Source organism: Nostoc sp. UHCC 0252 (genome assembly GCF_034931145.1).
Classification (GTDB): Bacteria; Cyanobacteriota; Cyanobacteriia; order Cyanobacteriales; family Nostocaceae; genus Nostoc.
This window is the reverse complement of record NZ_JAYGHE010000031.1, coordinates 55,616-81,934: the sequence shown is the minus strand read 5'-3', so window position 1 is coordinate 81,934 and position 26,319 is coordinate 55,616. Positions and strand designations below refer to the sequence as shown.

The window sequence follows — 26,319 nt, the reverse complement described above, 5'->3', positions numbered from 1 at the left end:
CAAGGACGGCCCCACAAATGAACGCCAATAATGCCTGTAGTACGTGGGGTTATTAATTGCTCTATTTGCTTTGGATCGATGTTATGGGTTTTAGGATCAATATCACAAAATACAGGGGTAATTTCTTGCCATTGTAGAGCGTGTGCAGTTGCAATAAAGGTAAAAGAAGGGACAATAACTTCGCCTTTTAAACCCGCAGCGCGGATAGCTATTTCTAATGCTACAGTAGCATTACAGCTAGCAATGCAATGCTTTACTCCGATAAATTCAGCAATGCGTTGCTCAAACTCTTGTACATAAAGTCCATTGTTCGTTAGCCATCTTTTATCTAAGATGTCATTGATACGATTAAGTAAGCGTTCGCGGTTTCCAATATTAGGACAACCAACGTGTAATTTTTCTGTAAAGGTTGGTATGCCAGTAAATATAGCTAAGTTATTCAATTGTTGTTTCATTTGAAGCGCTTTTTAATTTTGTATTTGGGAAAAATTTAGAAAAGATTTTAAACAAATAATTATAGGAAGTTTTAACAGTGAGGGTCTTTGATATATTAAAAGACAAAAATAATTTGATTTATTCCATAACTTTGGCGTAAAGCACTGTTTCTTCAGTATGTATTGTGTAATGTTCTATATACAACTGGTAGCCAATATCTAAACTATGGATAAAAATAGGAATATCAAAAATATCATTTGGTTGATGATATACAGAAATAGCAAGTTTTGGACGAAACTTTCGGATAGTTTCTACAGCCCCATGTAAGGCACTTAATTCAGCACCTTCAATATCCATTTTAATAAAATTCACTCTATCTAGACTTTTTTCAAATACAAATTGATCAATTGTGGTAGTAGCTATTGGTAGTTCCGATGGAGTGTTACTAATATTTGCACCAGGCCCCTTGCCATGTAAATAAAGCTGAGTTTCCGAACTATCACTTAGAGCATAATCACTAATAAATACTCTCTCTGCCAAATCCTCATTCTGCATCAAATTGTAGCAAAAAATATCTAAATTCTGCGGCTCTATTTCAAATGAAAAAACTTTGCCTTCTGAACCAATAGTTGCTGCAAAAGCTATTGCTGTATCACCAAAGCACGCACCAGCATCAATAACATAATCTCCTGGCTCAGGACATATTTGAACATTATTTCTACTAAAGTAATACTGCTTGAACAAAAATGTCCAAGCTACATTTATCCACCAGCAATCAATACTAATATGTTGATCTTCAAAACTAACTGCATACTTCTGCAATCCGCCAAAAATACCAGAGTAATCTATATCAGATTCTGAAACTATCATTTCCCTAGCTTTCTGTCTGTCTAGCCAATGTTGTTCATTATTGCTAGGTAATTTAAAGTGTAGATGTCCTAACAGTCGGAAAAGTAATAAGTTTGTTAACCAATTCTTAGATTCAGAATCAGCTAGAATTTCGTTAACTTGCTGAAGATTTTCTTGGTTTTTGAAAAAAAACTTAAGATAATAACTGTATGAGTCTATAAAAATCTGTCTGTTGGTATGATCTCTTGCTGATGTTTTAAACCTATCGTAATCCCAGTTATTTTCCTGAAGAATATGAATGTTTACATAAAAATCATGGATAATATCATTGATAAATTTGGACATAATTTTTTGTCACCATATTTCTAATATATTGGGCTAATTTGTAGAAATTATATTTTCTAATAAAAATTTGTTGTAGTTTTCAAGGACTCCTGATTTATCCCGATCACCGATTTTGCGATTTCCAATATATATTCCCCACGGCTCTAAGTTTTTGCTAACAACTGAGCCAGCGCCAACTGTAGCACCTTCGCCAACAGTAACACCTGGTAAAATAACGCTATTTGCACCGATTACACAAAATTTGCCAATGTGTATAGGTGCTCTCTTAGTATTTCTATACTTTTCGTCAATTGTAGGATTTCCAAAACCCCATTCTTGAAAATCTTCTGAACCAGTAAAAATTCTTACACCAGAAGATAAACCTGAAAAATCCTCCATTGTAAAATACTCACCTCCTGTTATTGAAGTGAATGATGCAATATGAACGTTGTTACCTATCTTGATTCCTTTTTTGGCATATATAAATACAAAATCATCGATTATGATATTTCTACCAAATTCTATATTTTCTAAACCTATTATCTTTGTATACTCAAAAATACTTACACTTGGTATACCATACTTATCAATAGGGGTTTGCATGTTTGTTAACCTCACATTTTAAATAATTTATAAATATCGATTCAATAAATTATCGCTTTGATTACTTAACTCTGAGCTTGGCAATTAAGAAAATCAGCTTGTTATTTACTTGGCTTATCGCCATTCCCTTGTTGCTTCTTAACTTGCTCTAATACAACTTTGTAATCTTGCCGTTCGGGGTGTAACTTCACCAGCTTCTCTAAAAGTTCCCTTGCACCTTTAGCATCCTTCAATTGCAACCGCAGCAAAGACAGTTTCTCTAAAGCAAGTTGGTTTTCTGGTTCCCGCCGCAAAACCAACTCGTAACCCTGCGCCTGTTGCTGTAATGCTGAGTCAGCAGAAACAGACGCAGTTGCTGGCTTAGGCTGGCTAGCCTGTTGAATTGCTGGAATGATTGCAAATAACGTAGAGCCAAAAAACGAGAACATCGACACTATCGTTACAATCTTTTGTCGCCGCCCAATCTGCTTTTTGCGGGCGATTAGGTATTCTTCCGAGGAACCAGGCATGTATCAATTATTGCTGCGTTAAATAGTTAGGTGTCAGCAACCCTCCCGTTTTGAGGATACCCATCTGCTCAACAGAAACTAACATCTAAACTAAAAATTTTTTACACAAACTTTAAAAGCTGACTCTGAAGACGAGGGAAGTTTATGGTAATCCCATACTGTACCGACAATTTAGCCATGCGATCGCCACGCTACCATACTAGGACTTACGCAACACCGATATTGTCATTGCGATCGGAACGGAGTGTAGGGAAGCAATCCCAGCGTCAGGGGGGATTACTTCACTATCGCTCGTAATGACAGAGTTACGTTATTTTTGCGTAAGTCTTGCATACTTCAAAACAAAACCCGCTCCTACCCCTGGGCACAAAATTAAATATATAAAGATTTACGATGATTCTGCCTAATGCCAGATGTTTGCGATATGTTAAATAACATTTAAATGAGCAAAAACAGTAGATATTTCTACTCAACTGCAAATTTACTTGTCAGTCCAAAACTTTCAAACTAGCCCGTGTTCTATTGGTTCTTCAATAAGCAAGCATATTTTTCGTGATCCAAACAGATAGATTCTTCCCAGTCGTCATCAGTCACACAACTTAGTGTCATTTCCCAGACGACTAATTTTTTTGCTCTGCGTCCACAATAGATATCTTACAAAAGATAGTGTTGTACTCTTGTGGAAAAGGGTAAAGATAGAAAAGGACGAACCTTACGCTTGAACCTTTGCATGATTTCTGCAAAAAGTTCAAAGGCTGCTTGGTGGAATTAGAGTTTTGTGGTGGTAATTACCGTACAAAACCGAATTTACCAGTAATTTAGTAGAGTTTGTTATGGTATAGTTAGAAAGTTAAGACTAGCTTTACCAAAATTACACCACTCTACGACCCGGCAACAATTGCAGAATGGGAAGCAGTTTTAATTAAGTATTTACCAACAAAATCTGAATTCAATCGAGGTTATGACTCAGCAAGTGATTCACCCGATGGTGAAATTGCAGCGCAATGTGCAATCACTCATAGAATCTAATATTATCAAGCCAAGCGATAGCATCTGGAAAATCGCTTTGCTTTATGGTAATGAATGGCAGCACTGGAAACAGGAACTGCTTGACTTTGGCTTTAGTATGCAAGACCCAGTTAGTGAACTCCTAGCTGTAGAAACTTGGGACGAGGAATAGGTATTGGGTAGTGGCGATTGGGTATTGGGGACTAGGTAAAAATGTTTCCTATCCCCCAGTCCCTAGTCCCCAGTCCCTAGTCTCGTTATTGGCAACCAGCTAACGCCGCAGCTAACTCTTTGGCAGTTTGATAGCGATCGCGTGGTAATGGTTCTGTAACGCGATCAATCACATCTCTTAATTGGGAACTAATCGTCGGAACTTTTGCCACATCAAACCTGAAGTTTCGCCCCCGTTGGCGGTAATACTTGAAAGGGTTTTCGCCTGTGAGCAGAAAAATCAGCGTTGGCCCAATTGCATACAAATCAGATTGTGTCAGAGGTTGTCCCCGTTCTTGTTCAGGAGCGCAATAACCTTCTGCACCAATCCGAGTACCAGGCGTTGTGCCAATTTCCTTAACTGCGCCAAAATCTAGCACTACTATGCGATTTAGTGAACTTCGCACCATAAGGTTGGCGGGTTTAATGTCGCGGTGGATCAGTGGAGGTTCTTGGCTATGAAGATATTCCAAAATCTCGCAGGTTTGGATCATCCAAGCGATCGCTTGGCTTGGTGTAACTGGGCCAGTAGTATAGACACGTTTCTCTAAATCTTGACCGTGAATTAGTTCCATTGCCAAGTATTTTTTTCCATCTTCTACAAAGAAGTCGTAATACTTGGGAATTCCCGGATGGTTAAGGGATTTGAGAGTATACGCCTCTCGCTCAAATAATTCTTGAGCTTTGGCAATTTTTACCATATCAGCATTCATTTGCTTTAACACCAACAGTCGCGGGGTGCTTCCCATCTGACTAGCTCCATCCCAAGCGAGATAAGTAGTACCCATACCTCCTTGTCCGAGAGTTCGCAACACCTGATAATGGCGAATTTTCTGTTGTACAGAGAGAGGTTGACCGCAGTGGATGCAAAACAGATTGTTTGGAGAGTTACCTTCGTGGGTGCAAGTGTATTTACCTTCGGCTGAATAGACAGTTGCAACGGCATTTTCTTCTGTTTCTTGCGTTTTTTGCGATCGCGCACTAATTTCTAGTACTGTTACCTCTTGAATTTGGAAGTGCAGTATTGGGCCTCCCTGTGCGAGTTGCAAAAGGGAATTATCTGGTAACGGACTCTGAATCACAAGGATACCGTTGAGGAAAGTCCCATTAGTACCCTGACTAATCAGCCGCCAACCACCACTATTGTCGGCAGAATCGACGTGTCTCAGTTCCAGATGATGCCGTGAAACTAAACTATCAGTTAAAACAACGTGATTATCTGCCGCTCGACCAATCCGAATTATGGAAGAGTTCTCAAAGCACCACTGCTGGAGAGGCGTTTTTTGTTGCGGTTCTAGCAGAGTCAGACTAACCACAATACAACCTATAAGGTAAAGGGATTAGGGAATTTTTGATTAACTTTCGAGATTTGGGCGTACTTTTGCCCGAATTAGTATACCAGTAATGTTGTCGTGACCATTATGTTGGTTTCCCAAATCAATTAAGTTTGTAACACCCTGTTCTAAGTTAGCGCCCGAACTAAGTAAGGGTTCTAAATGAGTCTGCCAATGGGTTTCCAATAAATCATTATCTGATAGACCGTCCGATGCCAATAGCAGAAGAGTATCTTCATTAATCTCGAAAAAGCCGACATCGGGATTAATTGAATTTTCATTACGAGGCCCCAAAGCTTGGGTGAGTTGGTAGGCATCCGGGCGGGCGTAAGCTATGCTTGCTTCCACTCCGCGCGTAATTTCCCGTTGCCCAACTTCGTGATCTACTGTGACTTGTTCTAGCCCCCGCTTGCGCGTCAACCGATAAAGACGGCTATCTCCCACATGGGCAACTGCTGCTTGAGTATCTTGAATTAATAGCATTACCAGAGTTGTACCCATCCGCCCTACTCCAGAACGGGCATCTTGTTGATTTAGCTTGTAAATCGCCTCATTAGCTAAATACACTGCCTCACGAATGCTATCTTCTGTTGGCAGTTGGTTAGTAACCCAACGTTCTTGAAAGTATTGCCGTAGGGTGTTGACTGCTAACTCACTGGCTATCTCGCCGCCAGCGTGTCCACCCATACCGTCACAGAGAATATACAAACCATGCCCTTCCAGAACTCGACTTTTAGGGAACTCCAACTTCTGAATTTTGGTTTCAATACCAAAGCAGTCTTCGTTATGATGACGTTGACGACCTACATCTGTACGTCCTGCATCTTCCAAACTACTTAACTGCATCGCCAGCACAACAGTCTGCATATCATCAGTTTTGCTAATAATGTCTTCTGCTTCGTCTGATTGCGGCATAGTGGACACAGTAGTATTGTTCTCCTTTATTGGGGGCAAAGTTGCCGTTCCTAGCGCTTCCAGTTCAATAGATATTTCTTCTAAACGCGATCGCAATTGTGCGATCGTGTGAATATTACCTACATCTAAATCCCCCAACATCTGGACTACAGAGCCAAATTGAGTGCGTTGAGACTGCCTAAATAGTGCTTGCCAAACCCGCCCCAAAGCTTGAATGGTTAACGCCTCCTCTGGAATAGGAGATGTTTGGGCTTCGGCATTTTCTGACAATTCCGTAGCGGGCAAAGGACTCGAATCTTCGAGATACAATCTTTGCAGCGCCAGCGTTTGGTCTTCATCCAATCGCAAATTCGCCAAATCTAAAAGGCTTTGACGACAATTTACTGGTTCCAACAAAGCCCAAAGTTGGGTCATTTGATAACACCAGTGCAAAATTTTTAACGAACTTGTTGTCTCTTCTTGCCACAGGTCTACTAAAGGCTGCCAATTTGAGCGGTCTTCAATTATTACTACCTGCATATCTCCCTGTTGCCATGCATCGTGAATCAGTGGTATCTCGCGCTGACCTTGGGACTGCAAAGCAATATAAAGTTTAGCAAGGTAAGGAATTCCATTCGCTTCTATTGATGGCGTTAGCAAATCTGATTGCTGACTTGCTAGCATTGCCTCAATACATGATATTTGATACGGCTGGCAGTCTAGAACTCTCACACCTACATCAGTAATGGTGCTACTTTCCGTTTGGGTAGGTAGCGGATCTAACAATTGATAACGCTCTTGAGAGTCTAAATAGGAGCCTAATGCAATCTGGGAAGTAGGGGATAAAGGAGATGAAGAGGATATTGTTTCCTCATCTCCTGCTACTCCTATATCTCCTAACTCTTTCTCTACTCCCAAAACTTCGACAGGTGTTTTTTTAGCAATAATTGCCCAAAATACTGTTCCACATTCCGCGCCACAGTTATGACAACGTAGTGCATTGACAGGTACATCTTCAGCACTGCATTCAGGACAAACTTTGTGGGTCAGGGATGTGCCACAGCTTTGACAGAATTTGTTGCTTTTGGGGTTTTCAAATTTACACTGAGGGCAAATCAGCATAGTGGAAGTTCCTTTAATTCCGGCTCCGAGGTGCTTCTAGCCACTAAGATCCAAGGTGCCACAATTGGCTGTCCCTGACTAAAGTAGACCTACAAGAGATTGTAGTTTATCAATGAATTTTGGTGGCAGTATTAATTGTGACGCATATTAGATAAATATTTAATATTTTGGGAATTGGGAATGGGGATAGGAAGCAGGGGGGCAGGGGGCAGGGGGACAAAAGGTGAGAAATTGAAACAAGTCTTTCCCCTTGTCCCAAATTCTCCTTGTCCCCAAGTCCTCTTCCCAATGCCCAATGTCAAGAGTGTGGTAATTGTGGGGGTTCTGCGGCAAACCATTTTTGATAAATTTGCTTGTAAGTGCCATTGGATAACAAAGCCCCTATAGCTTTGTTAATTGCATCTAGATGGGGGGAGTCTTTCGGTGAGTAAATCGGCAACAACTCTGATGCCTTTGAGTCTTCCATTTTTGATTGCATACAAAGTGCGATTTTTTTTACCTTCGAGACTATTGGAGTCTTGAATATTTTGGTTGTCTTCTCGAACAGCGATCGCTAATCGCCTAAGCCGACAATTAGCTGCTGCCACTTGAAGTTAATTAATTTCACTGTAGTAATTCCGTTCTATCAGTCAATATTCACGATACTTGTGATGATGTTATAAGAAAGAATACATCCGTCAGTAGCGACAATCCATTATGAATCCTGGGCGACTAACGAAAGTTTAGACTTTCGCTTTCGTGAAAAGTTTAAATCAAAGGAAGCTCCCAATCTGACTTTTCGCTAATTACCTACTTATGTTTTCTGTATTCTGACTTCTAATTTTTGACTACTTATGGTTTCTACAACCCCTGCTTACCAAATTACTGATTTGTTCGCTGAACGAGCAAAAAACCTCGCGCCACCTACTTACGGTACAGAGTTAAGCAAAATCGTCTCTGTCAGCTTTGCCTACGGTCTAGCCGACCCAATTCTCTTTCCTCACGCTGACTTGGCTGCTGCCAGTGCCGTTGTGCTAGCAGAAGAGGCTCCGATCGCTCTCAATTACGGCCCACCTGCTGCTCAACTGTATGAGCAAATTATCCTCCGCTTACAGGCTAAGGGAATTGCTGCCGACCGCGATCGCCTGATCATTGGCTACGGTTCTGGTCAGATTCTCGGCTTGCTACCAGATGTGTTTGTGGAACCCGGTGATGTAGTAATTGTGGAAGGGCCAACTTTTTTAGGAGTAGTTGCCAGATTTGTCCACGCTGGCGCACGCATAATTACTATTCCTGTAGATGAGTTGGGCATGGATGTGGATGCTCTAGAAGTGACATTGAACGATTTGAAGAAACAGGGCATCCGACCCCGATTTATTTATACTATCCCCACCTTCCATAATCCTACTGGCGCTACTATGCCATTATTTCGCCGCCAAAAACTGGTAGCGTTAGCGGCTGAGTATGGCGTTTTAATAGTGGAAGACGATGCTTATAGCGATTTGCGCTTTCGAGGCGAAACTATGCCCCCCTTGGCAAGCCTAGACCAGGAAGGGTGGGTATTATATGTTAGTACCTTCTCGAAAATTATTGCGCCTGGTATCCGGCTGGGATGGGCTTGTGGCGATCCAGCGATTATTGAGCGGCTGGCGATGTTCAAAAGTGAGGGGCCTGTGGGGCCGTTTGTCAGCCATGTTGTTGCCCGTTACTGTGCCACAGGGAAACTAGAGAATCACATTCAAGAGCTAATTGCCTGCTACAAGCATAAGTGCAATTTGCTGTTAGAAGCGATCGCTCAAGAGTTTCCCAGTGATATAGTTGCTTTGCGTCCCGATGGTGGGTTTTTTGTTTGGTGTAAATTGCCACCAGATATCAGCGCTAAAGCACTCCTCATGGCTGCCAGTGAACACGGCATTAGTTTTCTGCCAGGGACTCGCTGCTACACCAATGGACAGGGGGATGATGCCATCAGATTAGCTTTTAGCTTCCAGCCAACACAGAAGATTGTTGAGGGAATCGTTACATTAGGAGCAGTGTTGCGCGGATTGCGGTAATTCGTAATTCGTAATTCGTAATTCGTTCCCAGTCTGAGACTGGGAATTCTTTTTAGTAGGCTCCCGCCTCCCAATAACTCTTGTGGGGTGGGCATCTTGCCCGCCCTAGTTATGCAAATTAAATGCGGTACAACTTACCTAAAAACGAGATTTTAGCAGATTTTAAATTTTGTAAATATTTAAAAAATTTGTTCTAAGCGTTGGAAATCGCGCTGCACTTCGTACCAGAGACTTTTATTATGGGGGTCTGTTTTCAAAGCTTTTTTGAGATAAATTCTGGCTTTGAGCAGTTGGTTTTCAGAAATTAACGCCCGTCCCCAAATTTGATAAGCGATCGCTAGCCATTGCCGGACTTCTGCATCTGTGGACAAACGATCTGCTAAAGCTTCCGCTAGTGCGATCGCTTGGGGAAAGCGTCTTTCTTGCAAAAATCTCTGCAATTGCTCATAAGTCTTCCACTTTAGCCGTTCTTCTATTTCCACCAGATTAGGCGGCTTTGGTCTTCCTGGTTCTTGGCTTGTCACCGTTGTGACTGGTGTTTTCTGTCGCTGCGTTGCCTTCGTCTCATCACGCGCAGTTGCCACCTGACTTGAATGTGCAGCAGTTTCCTCTGGCAGTACTACCGTCAGCAGGAGTTTGTAAGCCTCTGTTAAGGCAATAAACTTATCTTTGGCTTTTTTGTCATCTGGGTTGATATCGGGATGATATTGCTGCGCCAGCCGTCGGTAAGACGCTTTGATATCAGCAAAAGAAGCTCCCGATCTTAAACCTAGCAAACGGTAGCAATCTCCAAGATCCATCTTGAGCTATGAGCTATCGAATATTTAGCTATTGGCTATTATCTGTCATTATCAGCTTCAAGCCTGGATTATTAATGATAAAGGCTAATGTTCTATTTTAAAGTTCAATTTTGACAGTTTGTTTGGGAATGGGGAATTGGGAATTGGGAACGGGGAATTGGGCAATAGTTCTTCCTCCCCTGCTCCCTGCTCCCTGCTCCCTTACTCGCCTGCTACTATAGAGGTTCTTTCTTCAATCACACGGTCAATCAAACCGTATTCTTTAGCCTCTTCAGCAGACATGAAAAAGTCGCGATCCATATCTTTTTCAATTTTTGCTATGGTCTGACCGGTTTTATCGGCATAAATGCCATTAAGCTGGTGACGAATCCGCAGAATCTCTCTAGCTTCAATTTCGATATCGGTTGCTTGTCCACGGGTTCCACCTGAAGGTTGGTGAATCATAATCCGTGAGTGAGGTAATGCAAGCCGTTTACCCTTAGTGCCAGCAGCCAACAGGAAAGACCCCATTGAAGCAGCTAAACCCACGCAAATAGTTACCACATCTGATTTGATATGTTGCATGGTGTCAAAAATCGCCATGCCAGATGTAACCATCCCACCGGGAGAATTGATGTATAAATAAATATCTTTACCTGGATCGTCAGAGTCCAGATACAGCATTACAGCAATTATTTGATTGGCAATTTCATCATCAATATCACGCCCCAAGAATATAATTCGTTCCCGGTAAAGGCGATCGTAGATGCTAATCCAATCTGTATATTGTCCTCCGGGCATCCGGTAAGGAACTTTAGGAACGCCTATAGGCATAATTTACTCCGTTTTTAATAATTTGCGGATGGTAGGAGAGTTAGGAATAACTCATAACTCCTGTACAGACGCGATTAATCGCGTCTCTACTCAGCACTCAGCACTCAGTACTCAGCACTCACTAAAGGACACTGGCTGGAAGTGGGGGATTTGCGAGTTCTTCTTTCTCAAAAACTCGGTCAATTAGCCCGTATTCCTTCGCTTCATAAGGTGTTAGATATAACAGCCGATCCATGTCTTTAGTAATTTTTTCGCGGGGCTGGCCAGTAGTCTGATTTAAGATATCAACTAACGCGCCTTTATTTACCAAAACTTCCCTTGCCCGAATTTGAATATCCGTTGCTTGACCTTGGGCGTAGCTCTTAGGCTGATGCAGGATAATCGAAGAGTGAGGCAAACTAGCGCGGCAACCTTTTGTCCCAGCACTGAGAAGCATGGCTGACATACCCATCGCGGAACCGACGCAGATGGTATGGATAGGAGGTTTGATATATTTCATGGTGTCGTAGATGGCGAAGGCTTCGGTTTCAAAGCCAATGGGTTCGCCACTGTAACCGGAAGTGCCGGTGGAATTGATATAGATTTTAATGGGCTTTTCGGGGTCGTCGGACTGCAAAAACAGCAACTCGGCCACAATTAATTCCGTGACAGCAGGCACCAGTGGCATCCCAATATAGACAATTCGCTCCTTCAATAAGAGGGAAGGCAAATCTGGCGGTGGTGTCCGGTAAGAGCTATCGCCGTAATATGGGGCTTGAACAGCTTTGATTGGGGAAATGTCCATAGCAACTGATCGCCTGAAACTATGCCGTTAACTGTAATACATCCTAGCGCGATGCAGGCTTCCCTCAAGGTGCGGATTTCTCCCTAATGCTTCAGGTGGCTTTGCATCTGCCAATGGTTGGCTTCTAAGATATTCTGATTATATTCATGTATTTGTGTTGGATAGGTTTTCCGTAGAGCTAAAGTGGTGCTTTGAAGTTATTTATTAATATGTAATCCTGAATAAGGACTTTAAGTTATGAAGGTTAGCTTGCAGCCTGCCTTGAATGATGGTAATTTGGACGCGAATCAACCGAATAGTCAACGTCAGTTGGGAATTTCGATTTCGGCGATCGCAGAGACTCAAGATCGCCATGTGCCCCTGAATTTATGTTTAATTCTCGATCATAGTGGTTCTATGAACGGGCGATCGCTAGAAACGGTCAAAAAAGCAGCGAATCGTCTGGTAGATAGACTTAATCCTAGCGATCGCCTCAGTGTTGTAGTTTTCGATCATCGTGCCAAAGTCTTAATACCTAGTCAAAGTGTCGAAGATCCAGAAAAAATCAAAAATCAAATTAACCGCCTAGCAGCCGATGGTGGGACTGCGATTGATGAAGGGCTGCGTTTGGGGATTGAGGAGTTGGCGAAGGGAAAGAAAGATACTGTTTCCCAAGCCTTCTTATTAACCGATGGGGAAAATGAACATGGTGATAATAATCGCTGTTTGAAATTCGCCCAATTAGCTGCTAGCTATAATTTGACTTTAAACACTTTGGGATTTGGTGACAACTGGAACCAAGATGTTTTAGAAAAAATTGCTGATGCTGGTTTAGGGACTTTATCTTATATTCAAAAACCCGAACAGGCAGCCGAAGAGTTTAATCGCCTGTTTAGCCGGATTCAAACAGTGGGATTGACTAATGCTTATCTGTTATTGTCCCTAATGCCCCATGTCCGGTTAGCAGAACTTAAACCTATTGCCCAAGTTTCCCCAGACACAATTGAGTTACCACTGCAACAAGAAGCTGATGGACGTTTCGCTGTGCGGTTGGGAGATTTAATGAAAGATGCAGAACGGATAATCTTAGCTAATATTTATTTGGGACAATTGCCAGCAGGTGAACAAGCGATCGCTAATGTGCAAGTCCGCTACGACGATCCAGCCGCTAACAAGGTAGGTTTAGTTACACCAAATATCCCAGTTTATGCCCATGTAGTGAAAAACTACCAAGCAGATCCGAATCCCCAGGTGCAACAGTCTATTTTGGCATTAGCTAAGTATCGCCAAACCCAGCTAGCCGAGACGAAATTGCAACAGGGCGATCGCAGTGGTGCAGCAACAATGTTACAAACGGCTGCTAAAACTGCTCTGCAAATGGGAGATACTGGGGCTGCGACGGTGTTGCAAACTTCTGCCACCCAGCTACAATCTGGTGGAGATTTATCTGAAAGCGATCGCAAGAAAACCCGGATTGTCTCCAAAACAGTTTTGCAAGATACCCCTCCCCAGTAAACTCAGGTTTAGATGAAAGTTAAATTGCTCTCGGCGTTAAATGACAATAATGTTGATATGGCTCAAACAAGTAGCCAACGTCAACTAGCAATAACTATTTCGGCTATCGCTGGTGAGTTTGACCAAAATCTGCCCCTTAACCTCTGCTTGATTCTGGATAGAAGTGGTTCCATGCATGGACAACCGATTAAAACGGTAATTCAGGCAGTGGAAGGATTAATAGATCGGTTGAAAGTAGGCGATCGCATCTCAGTTGTGGCTTTTTCCGGTACTGCGGAAGTCATTATCCCTAACCAAGCGATCGAAGACCCCGAAAGCATCAAATCTCAAATTAAAAGCAAGCTGACTGCTAGCGGCGGCACTGCGATCGCCGAGGGTTTGGAACTGGGAATTACAGAACTGATGAAGGGTACAAGAGGCGCTGTTTCCCAGGCGTTTCTGCTGACGGATGGGCATGGTGAAAGCGGTTTGCGAATTTGGAAGTGGGATATTGGGCGAGATGACAATAAGCGCTGTCTTCAACTCGCGCAAAAAGCTGCCAAACTGAACCTAACTATCAACACCTTCGGGTTTGGCAATAGCTGGAATCAGGATTTGCTAGAAAAAATTGCCGATGTCGGTGGTGGGACTCTAGCGCATATTGAACGCCCTGAACAAGCTGTGGAGCAATTTAGCCGACTGTTTGGACGGATTCAATCTATTGGGCTAACTAATGCCTACTTGCTGTTATCTCTAGTGCCTAATGTCCGATTAGCAGAATTGAAACCCATTGCTCAAGTTGCCCCAGACACAATCGAGTTACCAGTGGAACGAGAAGCTGATGGTGGCTTTGCTGTACGTTTGGGAGATTTGATGCAGGATGTAGAACGGGTAGTTTTGGCAAATATTTATCTGGGACAATTGCCAGAGGGTAAACAAGCGATCGCTCATCTACAAATTCGTTACGATGACCCGTTGGTTAACGAACAAGGTTTACTTTCGCCCTTGATGCCTGTGTATGCAGATGTGGTGCGGGCGTATCAACCAGATTCTAATCCGCAGGTGCAGCAGTCAATTTTAGCATTAGCGAAGTATCGTCAAACCCAATTAGCCGAGGCGAAATTGCTACAAGGCGATCGCACTGGTGCAGCCACGATGCTACAAACAGCAGCTAAAACCGCTTTACAAATTGGAGATAAAGGTGCAGCGACAGTGTTGCAAACTTCCGCCACTCGCCTGCAAGCTGGAGAAGAACTTTCTGAAGCTGACCTGAAGAAAACTAGGATTGTATCAAAGACTGTTTTACAGGAATAGTAACTTTTTTGAATTCGCACAAGTAGGACGATGCAAAAATTAAGCAGAATTAATTAACTACAAATAAACGATACACCAAAATAAATGCGTGAATTACTTAAATAAACAAGCCAATTTAGTAAGTCAAACCTCTGATGAAACTTAACAGCACTGCTTTTGGCTGCCCTTCTTGGACTAAGGCGATCGCTTCTCGCTTAGAGGATGTTTGAAAAGTCATCCAACGTATGTTTGACTACTCTAGCTATCGAGAAATTGAACGAGAGAATGAGGGTTGTGGAACTTGCGATCGCTTCTCTGAGTTGCATTTAAGGCTCAAGCTGACACTTTTCAAACAACCTCTTAGAGTTGGCTTGTTGGATTAGCTGAGAAAGCTCTTGGTTGTCGCGTATATTTGCTTCTAGCATATAATTTGCTGTTTTGAAGTCAGTTATAATTCTATGTTACGCGATCGCCTATTTCCTTGTTTTTAAGTTATCAGCAAAACCTCTAGCAGTTACATAATTGAAGCGATCGCCTAAAAATTACGACTCACAATAATAGCGATCGCCTTTAGGAGATGGATATTGATGCGATCGCTCAAACAAATCAGTTTATCTAGCTTATGGGGCATATTTTTGTAAGAACTCGCTTGGAGTGAAACATTCAAATTCTTCAGTTTGCTCGACAAGTGCGCGAATTAGTTTGTAATTTCTGGATACAAAACATTTTGCTTTTCCTTGCTTGGCAGTCAGGTAAACACCTGCATCTTCACGGGGAATTATGCCAGCATCAGCGATCGCTTGAATATCTTGGTCTTCTACAAATATGAAATCTACTTTCAATTGCTGCCAAAGTCTTGTTAACAGACCACTTGACCAGTCTTTGTTTTGCAAGCGTTTACCAACTCGTAAGATTTGATCGATAAGTTCTTGAGAGAAGATAACTCTAGTTTGCTCATCGCTATTTTCATCACTTACTAGCAAGGATAAAATTTTGCTTTCATCGCTGGCTAAATCAAGCGCTCCCAGAATGTAGATATTTGTATCGAGAAATATTGATTTGGGCAAACTAAACTTTGATTTCACCGTCATTTAGCCTTTGCTCTCTTTCTGTTGATATTTCTTGTTTTACATCCTGAATAAGTTCCATAATTTTGTCGGTCGAGTCATAGCCATATTTGGTAAAAAGTTGATGCGACATAGTTGCAAATGCTTCGTTTGATAGCTGTTCTCGGCGATCGCTAATCCCTATCAAATGTTGAAACATTTCTAAACTTAACAGCACTGCTTTTGGTTGCCCTTCTTGGACTAAGGCGATCGCTTCTCGCTTAGAGTTGGCTTGTTGGATTAGCTGAGAAAGCTCTTGGTTGTCGCTTATATTTGCTCCTAGCATATAATTTGCTGTTTTGAAGTCAGTTATAATTCTATGTTACGCGATCGCCTATTTCCTTGTTCTTAAGTTATTAGCAAAACCTCTAGCAGTTACATAATTGAAGCGATCGCCTAAAAATTACGACTCACAGAAATAGCGATCGCATACCGCAAAGCCTTTAGCAGATAGATAATTGAAGCAATAGCCTAGAAATCACAACTCACGTTAATAGCGATCGCCACATCATCTAATTTATTAACTCTCTTTTTTCTGGCTTCGCTTTTTCTTCTCGACTTTGAACAGTGGCGCACTTAGGGCTTCATTTTTACTAAATAAATACTCAATGCGATTTAGTTCGCTAACGAAGGGTTGGGGACGATAGCAAAGGTCTACCGCTTTATCTAGGGCTTGATGTGCCTTTACCAAGTCGGGCGGCATGGTCAGAGGATCGTAAAGATCGGCGAGGCTACTATCAGGATATTTTGCCCTTGTGTCTAATACTTTTTGTGCGGCGGTTTCGACTTTTTGCTTTTGTTTGTCGTTTGCGGTTTCAGGGAATGGATAGTTGTTGTAAACGATTGTATTGGAATAGCGAAAATCACTTTTTAATCTTCCACAGACATACTTAACCCAAGTCATGTGCATTTCAGATGTGAGAACACCAAATAGATATAGAGTTGCATGAGGAATTATAGAAACTTGATCATTACCAATAACATTTTTATCAATAAAGCCTATCGGAATATACTTTCTTCGTTCAGAGGAAACGCGAGGTAAAAGGAGGTAACTTGTTTCTGGTTGTCTATTCTCTCCAAAAAGTGTTGGAAAAGCTGCTAGTTTTCGAGTTGTTTCTCGATTACTTTGACTACGCATTCTTTTAACTTCTTCAATCCTTTGGGTAATACCCTTAAATCGTTTTAGGTCTTGAGGTTGAATATCAACGAGCCAAAAACAGTAACGTGAATATCCATTAATAAATTCTTGCGCTCCCGTGTATGGTCTAATCCATTTTTCGGCTTCTGGTTCATTTTTCAAAAACTCTTCTTTTTCGGATTCAGTCAGGATCAAATGACCACCATCATTAGGCATACTACCAAAATTAATGTTGGGGACATTTGAGATAGGAGTTTTACGGCTTAAAATTACTAGATCGCTACCTTCCACTAAATAAGGATTTATATTTTTAACTTTCTTTTCTGACGGTTCACCTTTAATGTCTATGTAATCGAAAATCCTTTTATTTTCAATATTATACAAACCAAAGCCAATAATCACACAATGCACAGCAGCATTAGCTTTAGCCTCATTACTCCAACTAAAGGTACGATGGGCAAAATGAATTTTAATTTTACATCTGCTATAAAGTTCTTGCCAAAGAATCCCGACTTGCTCACCTTGAGAAATTGAACTGGTGCTAACAAAAGCAATATGAATATTTGTATCTTGGATAAATTGAGCCGCCTTGACATACCAAGCCGCAACATAATCTAAAACTCCTGCACCTTTCACACCTGCAAATATTTCTTGCATATCTGCTTTTTGTTGAGTATCTTGAAAGGCTTTTCCGACAAATGGAGGATTACCCAAAATAAAATTTAACTTCTCTTTTGCAACAACAGACTCCCAATCAATCCGCAACGAATTACCATGCACAATCTTCGCGGATTTCTTCAATGGCAACCGCACAAAATACTGCCCAAACTCATTACTCACCTTCACATTCATCTGATGATCGATTAACCACATCGCCACCTCAGCCACCCGCACCGCAAACTCATCATATTCAATCCCCGCAAACTTATCTACATCGACTTGAATAATTGAGCTAATATCCGTCACTAACTGCCCACTCTTATTCAATTCCAACAAAATCAGAATCTCTAAATCTCGTAACTCCCGATAAGTAATAATCAAGAAATTACCACAACCACAAGCAGGATCAAGGAAATATAAATTGGCAATCTTTTTATGTAATGTTTCTAGTTTGCCCTTACTACCCTTTGCCTTCTCAAATTCAGTATAAAGATCATCCAAAAAAAGCGGTTTAATCAACTTTTGAATATTCTTTTCAGAAGTGTAATGCGCCCCTAAATTGCGCCGTTCTGTCTGATTCATTACCGCCTGAAACATCGACCCAAAAATCGCAGGGGAAATTTTGCCCCAATCAAACGCACAAGCCTTTAACAACATCTCGCGCATCGGTTTATCAAAAGCCGCAGGTTGTAAAGGTTCCTCAAATAACTTCCCATTCACATAGGGAAACTGCGCTAAATTCTCATCTAAATTTTTTAACCGCTTCTCATTTGGAGTATTTAAAATATGGAAAATCCAAGCAATGTGCATCGCCAAATCACTGCCATCTTCCTTGGTATGCAAATCAATATATTCCCAAAAAATTCCCTTATTAAAAATGCCCGTATCATCGGCAAACATACAGAACAATAGCCGCACTAGATATACTTCTAGATCATGCCCTATGTAACCAATTTCTTTGAGGCGATCATGCAGATCCCCCATCAATTCCGCCGCCGCAATATTGACAGGATCTTCATCCTTATAAACCCGTTTTTCATATCCCGCCATAAAGCCGAATAGATGCACATGATTTACAAAATTCTGTAGCTCAAACTCTGTAGTTTCGTTCGTATCTAAATCATAAAGCCTGAATTTTTGGAAATCCGAAACCAAAATATATTTTGGTAATTCATGCTCCTTTAAATTTGGAAAATAATCTTTTGCCTGTTGTGTAGCTTTATCTAAGTCCTTACCCCTAGACTTATGCTCCACCAAAATCGTCCCTTTCCACAAAAGATCGATAAAGCCTTGTTTATTATCTGCCTTTTTAATTGGTAACTCAAAACTTCCTACCCGCCGCCGTGAAATGCCAAACACATTAAAAAAATCATTCCAGAAGGATTGTGACTCTGACTTTTCTGAAGTTTCAGTTTCCCATTCTTTAGAAAAGGAGATCGCCCTTTGCTTAATTTCATTCCAACTTAGAGGCATATCGGCAAATGTTAAGGCATAATTTTAGGCAATCTTTATACTATCATTCAGTTCCTAAAATTAGGGTAGTTGTGAGCGATCGCTTTTGGGGTTAAGCGTTAAGAAGCTATCGCCCCAAAAATCACGACTCACAGTAATAGCGATCGCAAAGACCAATAATTATTAAGCGATCGCCTAAAAATTACGACTCACAGAAATAGCGATCGCCTAACTCCTCAAATCGCCAATATAAGCCCCAATTTGTTTAAGTCCCTGCAAAACTTGGATACGTTCTGATGTATTTTCAAGTAACCGATAAGTATGCGATCGAGTATATTGAGGGACATTTTGGTGGCGATGCCTGAGGCGAGCGAAGCTATCGCATTTCAAAAACAATACTTCTCTTCCGTTTGTAACCATTCCATAGCAACTTGACTGTAAGTTGGGAGCGCTCAACAAATAAGTAAGTGCTTGGGGAATTCCCGCCGTAACGTCTAGTCTTGCAGGCTTTGACTCGATTACCAAAATCCAAAAACTATCTTGAATCACCAAAATATCAATCCTGCCTTGAACTGCAATAGCATTAGCTTCGTCTGCAACTTCGATATTGGTACTTACTTCTGCTTTTACCAAAAAAGGAAACTGATAGAAACCTGCTAAATCTAGCAATGGTGATATAACTACAAGCTTAACAATTTCTTCGAGAGGTGGTTCTTCTTGACTGAGATAGGTATAGTTTCGAGTGAGGCGATCTAGTCCTTGTAGTTCCGCTTCGGTTAGAGTCGGCGCATTATTTAACCATTCATCAAAAAAGCGATCGCTAGAGTCTAGTCTCAAGCCAAAAGTTTGACGGAGAGCGCCAAGGGTAAGGCTACTAGCATTTGTAATCACGGTTAAATTCTTGTAGTAATTACATGAAGTTTAAAAGTCTAGACATTTGATCTAGGCTCCAATACCTAATATACGATATATATAAGAGCAAAAGAGCGATCGCCTAAAAATCACGACTCACAGGAATAGCGATCGCTCAAGTAGGACGATGCAAAAATTAAGGCTTGCTGAATATCTTCATCTTCTAATTCGGGAAACTCCTGAAGCAATTCTTCACGATTAGGGTAGGTAACTAATAACTCAATCACTCGACGAACGGTAAGCCGAAGATTACGAATAGATGGCTGTCCATTCATGCGATTGGGATTGCTGGTAATGCGATCTAATTTCATGGAAGTAACCCTAGCTCCTGATTAAAATCATCCTCAATATATATTGCTTCATGCCAAGTTAATGAGAAACGATTGTACTCCAAGCAAAATTTTATAGCAAGGAACAGGAAATAAGGCTTCTGCCACTAAAATAGAAAAATCATTCACGAGCGTTGTATTTATGGGTAATGAAGTTAAACTACTTGAACACTGGCGAGAACTCACACCCCAAAAGCAACAAAAAGTTTTGGAGTTTGTTGAACTACTTAAATCTGAGCCAGAAACAACACCCGCCGAATCTGATTTTGTGCCACAAACACCCTTAGCCAAAAAATTTTATGTAGAAGTTTTAGGCTTTTCAATTATTCAAGAGACTTTTCGCGCTGAAAGAAATTCTTATAAGTTAGATTTAAAAGTTGCAGAAAATACTCAAATCGAACTATTCTCTTTCCCAAATCCTCCAGAACGATCTAGTAAACCAGAGGCTTGTGGTTTAAGGCATCTTGCTTTTAAAGTTGATGATGTTGAGCAAACTGTTATTTATTTAAAATCGAAAGGAGTGGAGGTAGAAAATATCAGAGTTGATGAAATTACAAATAAAAAATTTACTTTTTTTCAAGATCCAGATAATTTGCCATTAGAGATTTATGAGCATTAAACTTAGTGCTGACGGACGAACTTGCCATCACTATAGATAATGAAGCGCGTAATTACGATTTATTGCTGCCCAAATTTTTATATTCATAACTCTTATAAAGGCGATCGCTTTTAAATATATTTTTTATAGTCTTCCTCCATTTATGCGTCAAATTTACGGCATAGAATTTATCTCGTTCTTTGGTGGACAGTAAATACTTCTACCAAAAGAATCGCCAGTTTCTACATCCGTTAATTCCACAAGTTTAGCGTTATCAGTACAGAGACTTCTACCTCTTTAGCTGGTTTAGTATTAGATAAAGAGGTTATTAGACGAGTTTTGAGGTCAGATATTATGCGCGAGTCAGTGATTTATCAAGACATTTTACAAGAAGGGAAAGCCGAAGGGAAAGCTGAGGCTTTACTTGAAGTGGCAAGCAATCTTTTTAATACTGGGATGCCATTAGAACAGATAGCAAGGTTGACAGGGTTATCAATTGAGCAGTTACAGTATTTGCAGGTAGCTGAGTCTGGTGATTCCAAATAAATAATCGGTGCAGGTTGACTGCACCGATTGCACAATTTATATTTAATTGCACCGGACATTTCCCTCACGCCAATGCGGAAGCTTGGGGTTTGGCAAAAATCATTCTTCCTGCGGTGGTTTGCAAAGCACTAGTGACTACTACTCGCAATTCACCACCCACATAACTGCTGCCTTCTTCAACGACTACCATTGTGCCGTCGTCTAGGTAGCCAATACCTTGACTGGGTTCTTTGCCTTCCTTGAGGATTTTTAAATCCAGGTTGTCGCCAGGTAAATAACTGGGACGGACGGCGTTCACTAAATCATTTACATTTAAAACAGGGACTTTCTGCACACTGGCGACTTTAGACAAGTTGTAGTCGTTGGTTAGCAATGTACCGCTAATTTCTTGGGCGAAACGTACTAACTTGGCATCAACTGTGGGAATATCTTCGTAGTCAATTGTATTAATCACGATGCGATCGGGATATTGTTCTTTAATGCGGTTGAGAATTTCTAGTCCTCGCCTTCCCCGCACCCGCTTTTGATCTTTACTAGCATCCGCTACTTGTTGAAGTTCTTGCAAGACAAACTGCGGTACGAGAATTTGCCCTTCCAAAAACCCCGTTTCTAGTAAGGCTTCAATGCGACCATCAATAATGCAGCTAGTGTCTAAAACTTTGGTATTGGCTGGTTTTAGCGTTCCTTCCACTACCATCGATTCAACGGTGTTGGGATTAATGAACCGCAATAAGCCTCGCCCGTGAGTGTCTGCCAAATTCATGCCAGTGACGGAGAGGATAATACTACCAACAACTGCCACCAGTGGCTTAATAAATCCAAAATCTGCCGGGATGGGTAGCAAAAATAGCGGGGCTAGCATCAGGTTAGCGAGCAATAGCCCAATTACTAAGCCGATCGCACGAGTTAAGATTACTTCCAGAGGCATTTCTTTGATTTGTGATTCTAGGCGACGATATGTCGTCTGGAAACTCAACCCGATCGCACCACCAATAATAGCGGCAAAGACGGCAACAACTAAGCGTAAAGCTTCAAGATTTGTTACCTGATCGAGAGTGCCATTGGGTAGTAGTTCAATGCTGTAGAACCCTATTCCCGACGCTGCCAAGATAAATGAGAAAATAATAATGGCGTCAAGCATGGTTGTCTTGTTTTCCTGCGACTGTGTTAACCGATAAAGTTAAGTATTTTTTATTTCATCGGTAAGATAAACTCATCAATATTGACTTACACTAAGGGTTTAGTAGGACAATATCTGCAATTATTATAACCAAAGGCTTTTATCTTCATATTTTTCATTGTTTCGTTGTAAAACGACAAAAACTTGTAAAGAAACTACTTATTTTGTAAGAATTCAGAATCCAGAATCCAGAATCCAGAAGTCAGAATTAAGAAGACTTTGATAGCCAAACTTGATAATTTTAATAAAATCTAGAAGTGATTTTACGCTTGATTTTAGAGTTATTTTGGCTCCTGATTACAGAAGGACTGAATTCTTATCTCATTTTCATTGTCTCTAATTCGCAGTTGGCTTAACTTCATTCTTTCTCAAAATGAGTCAAAAATTTAGTATTTCTGGAATTGCGAATTCTGCTTATGTACATATTCCCTTTTGCAGACGGCGGTGCTTTTATTGTGATTTTCCGGTGTCTGTTGTGGGCGATCGCTTGCGGGGCGAAACATCTGGTACTATCTCCCAATATGTTGAAGTGCTATGTCAAGAAATTGCCATTACCCCAGCATTTGACCAACCTCTGAAGACAATTTTCTTTGGTGGTGGTACTCCTTCGTTGCTATCAATAGAGCAGTTACAACGAATAATAACAAAGCTAGAGAAGCATTTTGGTATTGCGTCTGGGGCAGAAATTTCGATGGAAATTGACCCAGCCACCTTTGATTTAGCCCATATAGCAGGCTATCGCAATGTCGGCGTGAACCGGGTAAGTTTGGGTGTACAAGCCTTTCAATCAGAATTATTGCAGAGGGCGGGGCGATCGCACTCAGTTGAAGATATTTTTGCAGCTGTGGAGTTAATCCACCAAGTCGAGATTCCCGAATTCAGCTTAGACCTAATTTCTGGGTTGCCGCATCAGTCTTTGGATCAATGGCAAGATTCCTTAGAAAAAGCAGTGGCGCTTGTACCCACTCACATTTCTATCTATGATCTTACCATCGAACCAGGTACAGCCTTTGGGCGTTACTACAAACCTGGCGATACTCCTTTGCCTACGGATGAAGCTACAGTCCAAATGTACCAGATGGGGCAGCAAGTTTTGACTGGTGCAGGTTATGAGCATTATGAAATTTCCAATTATGCTCAACCTGGTCATCAGTGTCGGCATAATCGAGTTTACTGGGAAAACCGCCCTTACTATGGCTTTGGTATGGGTGCGGCGAGTTATGTTGAGGGAAAGCGCTTCACTCGTCCGCGCAAGACTAGGGAGTATTACCAGTGGGTGGAAGCTGGCGGTGTAATTGATTGTGATGTGACCCCCTCAAAAGAAGTATTGTTAGAAACGTTAATGTTGGGGTTGCGTTTGGCGGAGGGTGTGAGTTTGGCGGCGTTGGCGGAAGGATTTGGCGAAGAGAAAGTGGAGGAGATTTGCTGGTGTTTACAAGAGTATTTTGAGAAAGGTTGGGTGGAAGTTACAGAGGGAAGGTTGCGTTTGATTGATCCCCAAGGGTTTTTGTTTTCTAATGTGGTGTTGGCGGAGTTATTTGAAAAGTTGGGGTGACGAACCGCAGAGTCCGCAGAAAGAGGAGGGGACATTTATGCAGAAAAATCAAGTTAGAAAAGCTGTGATTCCGGTAGCTGGTTTTGGGACTCGCTTGTTTCCAGCGACTAAGGTTGTGAAAAAAGAACTTTTCCCGATTATCGACCGAGATGGTCGGGCAAAACCTGTGATTATTGCAATTATTGAAGAAGCAATTAGTTCTGGAATTACAGAAGTCGGGATTGTGGTACAACCAGATGATCAAGAAGTATTTGTAGATTTATTGAAAAGTCCACCTAAAAAAGAACTTTTTGATAAACTTTCACTACAAAATAAAGAATATAGCCGATATCTCGAAGATTTAGGCAGCAAAGTTACTATCTTATTGCAAGAGGAGCAATTAGGTTATGGTCATGCAGTATTTTGTGCCAAAGATTGGGTACAAGATGAACCGTTTTTGCTAATGTTGGGCGATCATGTTTATGCATCTGATATTGAAAAATCTTGTGCTAGTCAACTTTTAGATGTTTATAAACAAGTTAATCAAAGTGTTGTTAGCTTAACTACAAAGCCAGCAGAAATTCTTCATACAGCCGGGTGTGTAACAGGAGTTTGGCAAGAGTTAAACTCGATTTTAGAAGTTACACAACTCTATGAAAAACCTACCATCGAGTATGCACAACAACATTTGCGTGTAGAGGGAATGGCAGAAAACGAGTTTTTATGTATATTTGGTTTGTACTTACTAACGCCGAAAATTTTTGACTTTTTAGCAGAACGTATCAACCAAAATTTCCGAGAACGAGGCGAATTTCAGTTAACATCTTCTCTTGATAGATTGTGTCAGGAAGAGGGAATGACAGGATATATTGTTAAAGGTAAATGTTTTGATACAGGTTTGCCAGATACTTATCGTCAGACAATGATTGATTTTAAAAATTTTTAGATTAATCTTTAGTTCAAAAAGTATTAGGCGACTAGAAGTCGCTACTACACAAGCAAAGTCCACCTCCGTGGACTAAGAGAAATTGAGCTACTAGTAGCCATTAATTACGAATTACGAATTACGAATTATGAATTATTTTGCAACGGTTGCTCGTGGATTAGAAACCCTTGCGGCTCAAGAGTTAGAGCAATTGGGAGCCTATTCTGTAGAGCCAGGGTTTTGCGGTGTCGCCTTTGAGGGCGATCGCACCCTACTTTATCGCGTCAACCTCTGGGCTAGGCTGCCGTTCCGAATCTTGGTAAATATCCATGAGTTTCCTTGTCAAGATGCGGAGGATCTCTATCGCGGTATCCAAACCATCGATTGGGAAAACTATTTAACGCCAGACATGACCTTGGCGGTGAATGTCACAGGCAAAAACAAACAGCTCAACCACAGCCACTTCACATCTCTCCAAGTCAAAAATGCGATCGTTGATCAGCAGAAAGAAAATCTCGGTGAGCGTTCAAATGTAGAGCTTCATGAACCAGATGTGCGGGTCAATGTTCATATCGAACGCGATTTCTGTACCGTTAAACTCGACAGTTCTGGAAATAGTCTACACCGCCGAGGCTATCGTCCTGCGGTTGGAGCAGCCCCTCTCAAGGAATCTCTAGCTGCTGCGCTTATTCAACTTTCGGGTTGGCAGCCAGAACAGATGTTCTACGATCCTTTATGTGGATCTGGAACTTTACCTTTGGAAGCTAGTTTAAAGGCACTTAATATCGCGCCAGGGCTGTTTCGGGAGTCCTTTGGATTTGAAACTTGGCTCGATTTTGACCTGCCCCTTTTAGAAAAACTGCTCCAAGAAGCTAAGGATAGTCAACTTGATACCCTTCCTGCACCTATTTGGGGAAGCGATCGCGATGAAAATGTAATTGAGCAGGCGATTAACAATGCTCAAAATTGCGGTGTTGATAACCATGTCTGGTTTTCGCAAATGGAACTCGCTGATGTTGTCGCCCCCGCAGATAGTGGAATTTTATTGTGCAATCCACCTTATGGCGAACGGCTGGGACAAGATAGCGATTTGGGAGCATTTTACAAACTTTTGGGCGATGTGTTGAAACAACGCTTCAAAGGCTGGACTGCATTTGTGCTGAGTGGGAATAAGGAACTGTCTCAATCGATTGGGCTGAAATCATCCAAACGGATGGCGGTGTACAACGGAACTATACCTTGTCAGTTAATGAAATATGAACTGTACTAGAGACGATTTGATTATGGTTTAGCGATCGCTCTTAACTCAATACCCTTGGGTTGTAGCAAGATTCCCGTGGGGGTACAAAGTGAAACTCAACAAAGCCTTGATAATGTTGGGTTTCGTCCCTCAACCCAAGCGTATTGTGCTATATGTGCCCCTTCAAATATTGCCTATTATAGTACAAATATACT

The 26,319-nt window shown here is 41.4% G+C and carries 28 protein-coding genes; 11 read left to right on the top strand and 17 right to left on the bottom strand.

The window, feature by feature from the left end; translation table 11 throughout:
• The 4 genes from VB732_RS18320 to VB732_RS18305 form a co-directional block, all read right to left on the bottom strand.
• Positions 1 to 455: DegT/DnrJ/EryC1/StrS family aminotransferase (locus tag VB732_RS18320; protein ID WP_323232330.1), on the bottom strand; the 455-nt coding region annotated here is incomplete at its 3' end.
• A gap of 118 nt (positions 456 to 573) precedes the next feature.
• Positions 574 to 1,629: an FkbM family methyltransferase gene (locus VB732_RS18315; RefSeq protein WP_323232329.1), complete on the bottom strand. Its 1,056-nt coding sequence runs from the start codon at positions 1,627 to 1,629 to the stop codon at positions 574 to 576.
• Positions 1,630 to 1,662: 33 nt separating this feature from the next.
• Entirely contained in the window at positions 1,663 to 2,211 is a 549-nt protein-coding gene (locus VB732_RS18310; RefSeq protein ID WP_323232328.1) for an acyltransferase, read from the bottom strand.
• A gap of 101 nt (positions 2,212 to 2,312) precedes the next feature.
• Positions 2,313 to 2,720, bottom strand: a complete 408-nt coding sequence (locus tag VB732_RS18305) for a tetratricopeptide repeat protein (RefSeq protein WP_323232327.1) — start codon at positions 2,718 to 2,720, stop codon at positions 2,313 to 2,315.
• A gap of 144 nt (positions 2,721 to 2,864) precedes the next feature.
• On the opposite strand from VB732_RS18305, the gene VB732_RS18300 reads away from it, so the two are divergent.
• Together VB732_RS18300 and VB732_RS18295 are read left to right on the top strand one after the other, a co-directional pair.
• Entirely contained in the window at positions 2,865 to 3,017 is a 153-nt protein-coding gene (locus VB732_RS18300; RefSeq protein WP_323232326.1) for a hypothetical protein, read from the top strand.
• 664 nt (positions 3,018 to 3,681) lie between these two features.
• Entirely contained in the window at positions 3,682 to 3,900 is a 219-nt protein-coding gene (locus VB732_RS18295; RefSeq protein WP_012407469.1) for a DUF4327 family protein, read from the top strand.
• Between the two features lie 85 nt (positions 3,901 to 3,985).
• On the opposite strand, the gene VB732_RS18290 is transcribed toward VB732_RS18295, so the two are convergent.
• From VB732_RS18290 to VB732_RS18275, 4 genes are all read right to left on the bottom strand, one after another.
• Positions 3,986 to 5,254 (bottom strand): protein kinase domain-containing protein, encoded by a 1,269-nt coding sequence (locus tag VB732_RS18290; protein WP_323232325.1) that lies wholly within the window; start codon positions 5,252 to 5,254, stop codon positions 3,986 to 3,988.
• 39 nt (positions 5,255 to 5,293) lie between these two features.
• Positions 5,294 to 7,288 carry a serine/threonine phosphatase gene (locus VB732_RS18285; protein WP_323232324.1) on the bottom strand — a complete coding sequence of 665 codons (1,995 nt, stop codon included), beginning with the start codon at positions 7,286 to 7,288 and terminating at the stop codon, positions 5,294 to 5,296.
• A gap of 298 nt (positions 7,289 to 7,586) precedes the next feature.
• Positions 7,587 to 7,754, bottom strand: coding sequence for a transporter substrate-binding domain-containing protein (locus tag VB732_RS18280; RefSeq protein WP_323232323.1), 168 nt, complete (start codon positions 7,752 to 7,754; stop codon positions 7,587 to 7,589).
• Positions 7,681 to 7,875, bottom strand: a complete 195-nt coding sequence (locus tag VB732_RS18275; protein WP_323232333.1) for a hypothetical protein — start codon at positions 7,873 to 7,875, stop codon at positions 7,681 to 7,683. Before VB732_RS18275 ends, VB732_RS18280 begins: the two co-directional genes overlap by 74 nt.
• Before the next feature lie 246 nt (positions 7,876 to 8,121).
• Between VB732_RS18275 and VB732_RS18270 the strand changes: the two genes are divergently transcribed.
• On the top strand, positions 8,122 to 9,321 hold the full coding sequence (locus tag VB732_RS18270) for a PLP-dependent aminotransferase family protein (RefSeq protein ID WP_323232322.1): 1,200 nt from the start codon (positions 8,122 to 8,124) through the stop codon (positions 9,319 to 9,321).
• Between the two features lie 179 nt (positions 9,322 to 9,500).
• Here the strand turns inward: VB732_RS18270 and VB732_RS18265 are convergent, their stop codons facing one another.
• From VB732_RS18265 to VB732_RS18255, 3 genes are all read right to left on the bottom strand, one after another.
• Positions 9,501 to 10,121 carry a J domain-containing protein gene (locus VB732_RS18265; protein WP_323232321.1) on the bottom strand — a complete coding sequence of 207 codons (621 nt, stop codon included), beginning with the start codon at positions 10,119 to 10,121 and terminating at the stop codon, positions 9,501 to 9,503.
• Between the two features lie 201 nt (positions 10,122 to 10,322).
• Positions 10,323 to 10,934, bottom strand: coding sequence for an ATP-dependent Clp protease proteolytic subunit (locus tag VB732_RS18260; RefSeq protein ID WP_012407740.1), 612 nt, complete (start codon positions 10,932 to 10,934; stop codon positions 10,323 to 10,325).
• A gap of 121 nt (positions 10,935 to 11,055) precedes the next feature.
• Positions 11,056 to 11,718, bottom strand: a complete 663-nt coding sequence (locus VB732_RS18255; RefSeq protein ID WP_323232320.1) for an ATP-dependent Clp protease proteolytic subunit — start codon at positions 11,716 to 11,718, stop codon at positions 11,056 to 11,058.
• Positions 11,719 to 11,955: 237 nt separating this feature from the next.
• On the opposite strand from VB732_RS18255, the gene VB732_RS18250 reads away from it, so the two are divergent.
• The 3 genes from VB732_RS18250 (at position 11,956) to VB732_RS18240 (ending at position 14,867) form a co-directional block, all read left to right on the top strand.
• Positions 11,956 to 13,212, top strand: a complete 1,257-nt coding sequence (locus VB732_RS18250; protein ID WP_323232319.1) for a VWA domain-containing protein — start codon at positions 11,956 to 11,958, stop codon at positions 13,210 to 13,212.
• A 12-nt stretch (positions 13,213 to 13,224) separates the two neighbouring features.
• Positions 13,225 to 14,505, top strand: coding sequence for a VWA domain-containing protein (locus VB732_RS18245; RefSeq protein WP_323232318.1), 1,281 nt, complete (start codon positions 13,225 to 13,227; stop codon positions 14,503 to 14,505).
• A 224-nt stretch (positions 14,506 to 14,729) separates the two neighbouring features.
• A complete protein-coding gene (locus VB732_RS18240) occupies positions 14,730 to 14,867 on the top strand; it encodes a hypothetical protein (protein ID WP_181931242.1) in 138 nt (45 codons plus the stop codon).
• A 237-nt stretch (positions 14,868 to 15,104) separates the two neighbouring features.
• Here the strand turns inward: VB732_RS18240 and VB732_RS18235 are convergent, their stop codons facing one another.
• From VB732_RS18235 to VB732_RS18215, 5 genes are all read right to left on the bottom strand, one after another.
• Positions 15,105 to 15,575: a hypothetical protein gene (locus tag VB732_RS18235; RefSeq protein WP_181931243.1), complete on the bottom strand. Its 471-nt coding sequence runs from the start codon at positions 15,573 to 15,575 to the stop codon at positions 15,105 to 15,107.
• Positions 15,553 to 15,876: a hypothetical protein gene (locus VB732_RS18230; RefSeq protein ID WP_323232317.1), complete on the bottom strand. Its 324-nt coding sequence runs from the start codon at positions 15,874 to 15,876 to the stop codon at positions 15,553 to 15,555. Before VB732_RS18230 ends, VB732_RS18235 begins: the two co-directional genes overlap by 23 nt.
• Positions 15,877 to 16,110: 234 nt before the next feature.
• A complete protein-coding gene (locus VB732_RS18225; RefSeq protein ID WP_323232316.1) occupies positions 16,111 to 18,861 on the bottom strand; it encodes a class I SAM-dependent DNA methyltransferase in 2,751 nt (916 codons plus the stop codon).
• Positions 18,862 to 19,068: 207 nt separating this feature from the next.
• Positions 19,069 to 19,731: a restriction endonuclease subunit R gene (locus VB732_RS18220; protein WP_323232315.1), complete on the bottom strand. Its 663-nt coding sequence runs from the start codon at positions 19,729 to 19,731 to the stop codon at positions 19,069 to 19,071.
• 110 nt (positions 19,732 to 19,841) lie between these two features.
• Positions 19,842 to 20,063, bottom strand: a complete 222-nt coding sequence (locus VB732_RS18215) for a DUF433 domain-containing protein (RefSeq protein WP_323232314.1) — start codon at positions 20,061 to 20,063, stop codon at positions 19,842 to 19,844.
• Between the two features lie 160 nt (positions 20,064 to 20,223).
• Here VB732_RS18215 and VB732_RS18210 point away from each other — a divergent pair, with 160 nt between their 5' ends.
• Together VB732_RS18210 and VB732_RS18205 are read left to right on the top strand one after the other, a co-directional pair.
• Positions 20,224 to 20,700 (top strand): VOC family protein, encoded by a 477-nt coding sequence (locus tag VB732_RS18210; RefSeq protein WP_323232313.1) that lies wholly within the window; start codon positions 20,224 to 20,226, stop codon positions 20,698 to 20,700.
• Positions 20,701 to 21,033: 333 nt separating this feature from the next.
• Positions 21,034 to 21,225 (top strand): hypothetical protein, encoded by a 192-nt coding sequence (locus VB732_RS18205; RefSeq protein WP_323232312.1) that lies wholly within the window; start codon positions 21,034 to 21,036, stop codon positions 21,223 to 21,225.
• Between the two features lie 64 nt (positions 21,226 to 21,289).
• On the opposite strand, the gene VB732_RS18200 is transcribed toward VB732_RS18205, so the two are convergent.
• Positions 21,290 to 22,366: a PIN/TRAM domain-containing protein gene (locus VB732_RS18200; RefSeq protein ID WP_323232311.1), complete on the bottom strand. Its 1,077-nt coding sequence runs from the start codon at positions 22,364 to 22,366 to the stop codon at positions 21,290 to 21,292.
• A 412-nt stretch (positions 22,367 to 22,778) separates the two neighbouring features.
• On the opposite strand from VB732_RS18200, the gene hemW reads away from it, so the two are divergent.
• The 3 genes from hemW (at position 22,779) to VB732_RS18185 (ending at position 26,134) form a co-directional block, all read left to right on the top strand.
• Positions 22,779 to 23,960 carry a radical SAM family heme chaperone HemW gene (gene hemW, locus VB732_RS18195; RefSeq protein ID WP_323232310.1) on the top strand — a complete coding sequence of 394 codons (1,182 nt, stop codon included), beginning with the start codon at positions 22,779 to 22,781 and terminating at the stop codon, positions 23,958 to 23,960.
• Between the two features lie 37 nt (positions 23,961 to 23,997).
• Positions 23,998 to 24,885: a sugar phosphate nucleotidyltransferase gene (locus VB732_RS18190; protein WP_323232309.1), complete on the top strand. Its 888-nt coding sequence runs from the start codon at positions 23,998 to 24,000 to the stop codon at positions 24,883 to 24,885.
• A gap of 127 nt (positions 24,886 to 25,012) precedes the next feature.
• A complete protein-coding gene (locus tag VB732_RS18185) occupies positions 25,013 to 26,134 on the top strand; it encodes a THUMP domain-containing class I SAM-dependent RNA methyltransferase (protein ID WP_323232308.1) in 1,122 nt (373 codons plus the stop codon).
• Positions 26,135 to 26,319 lie beyond the last annotated feature (185 nt).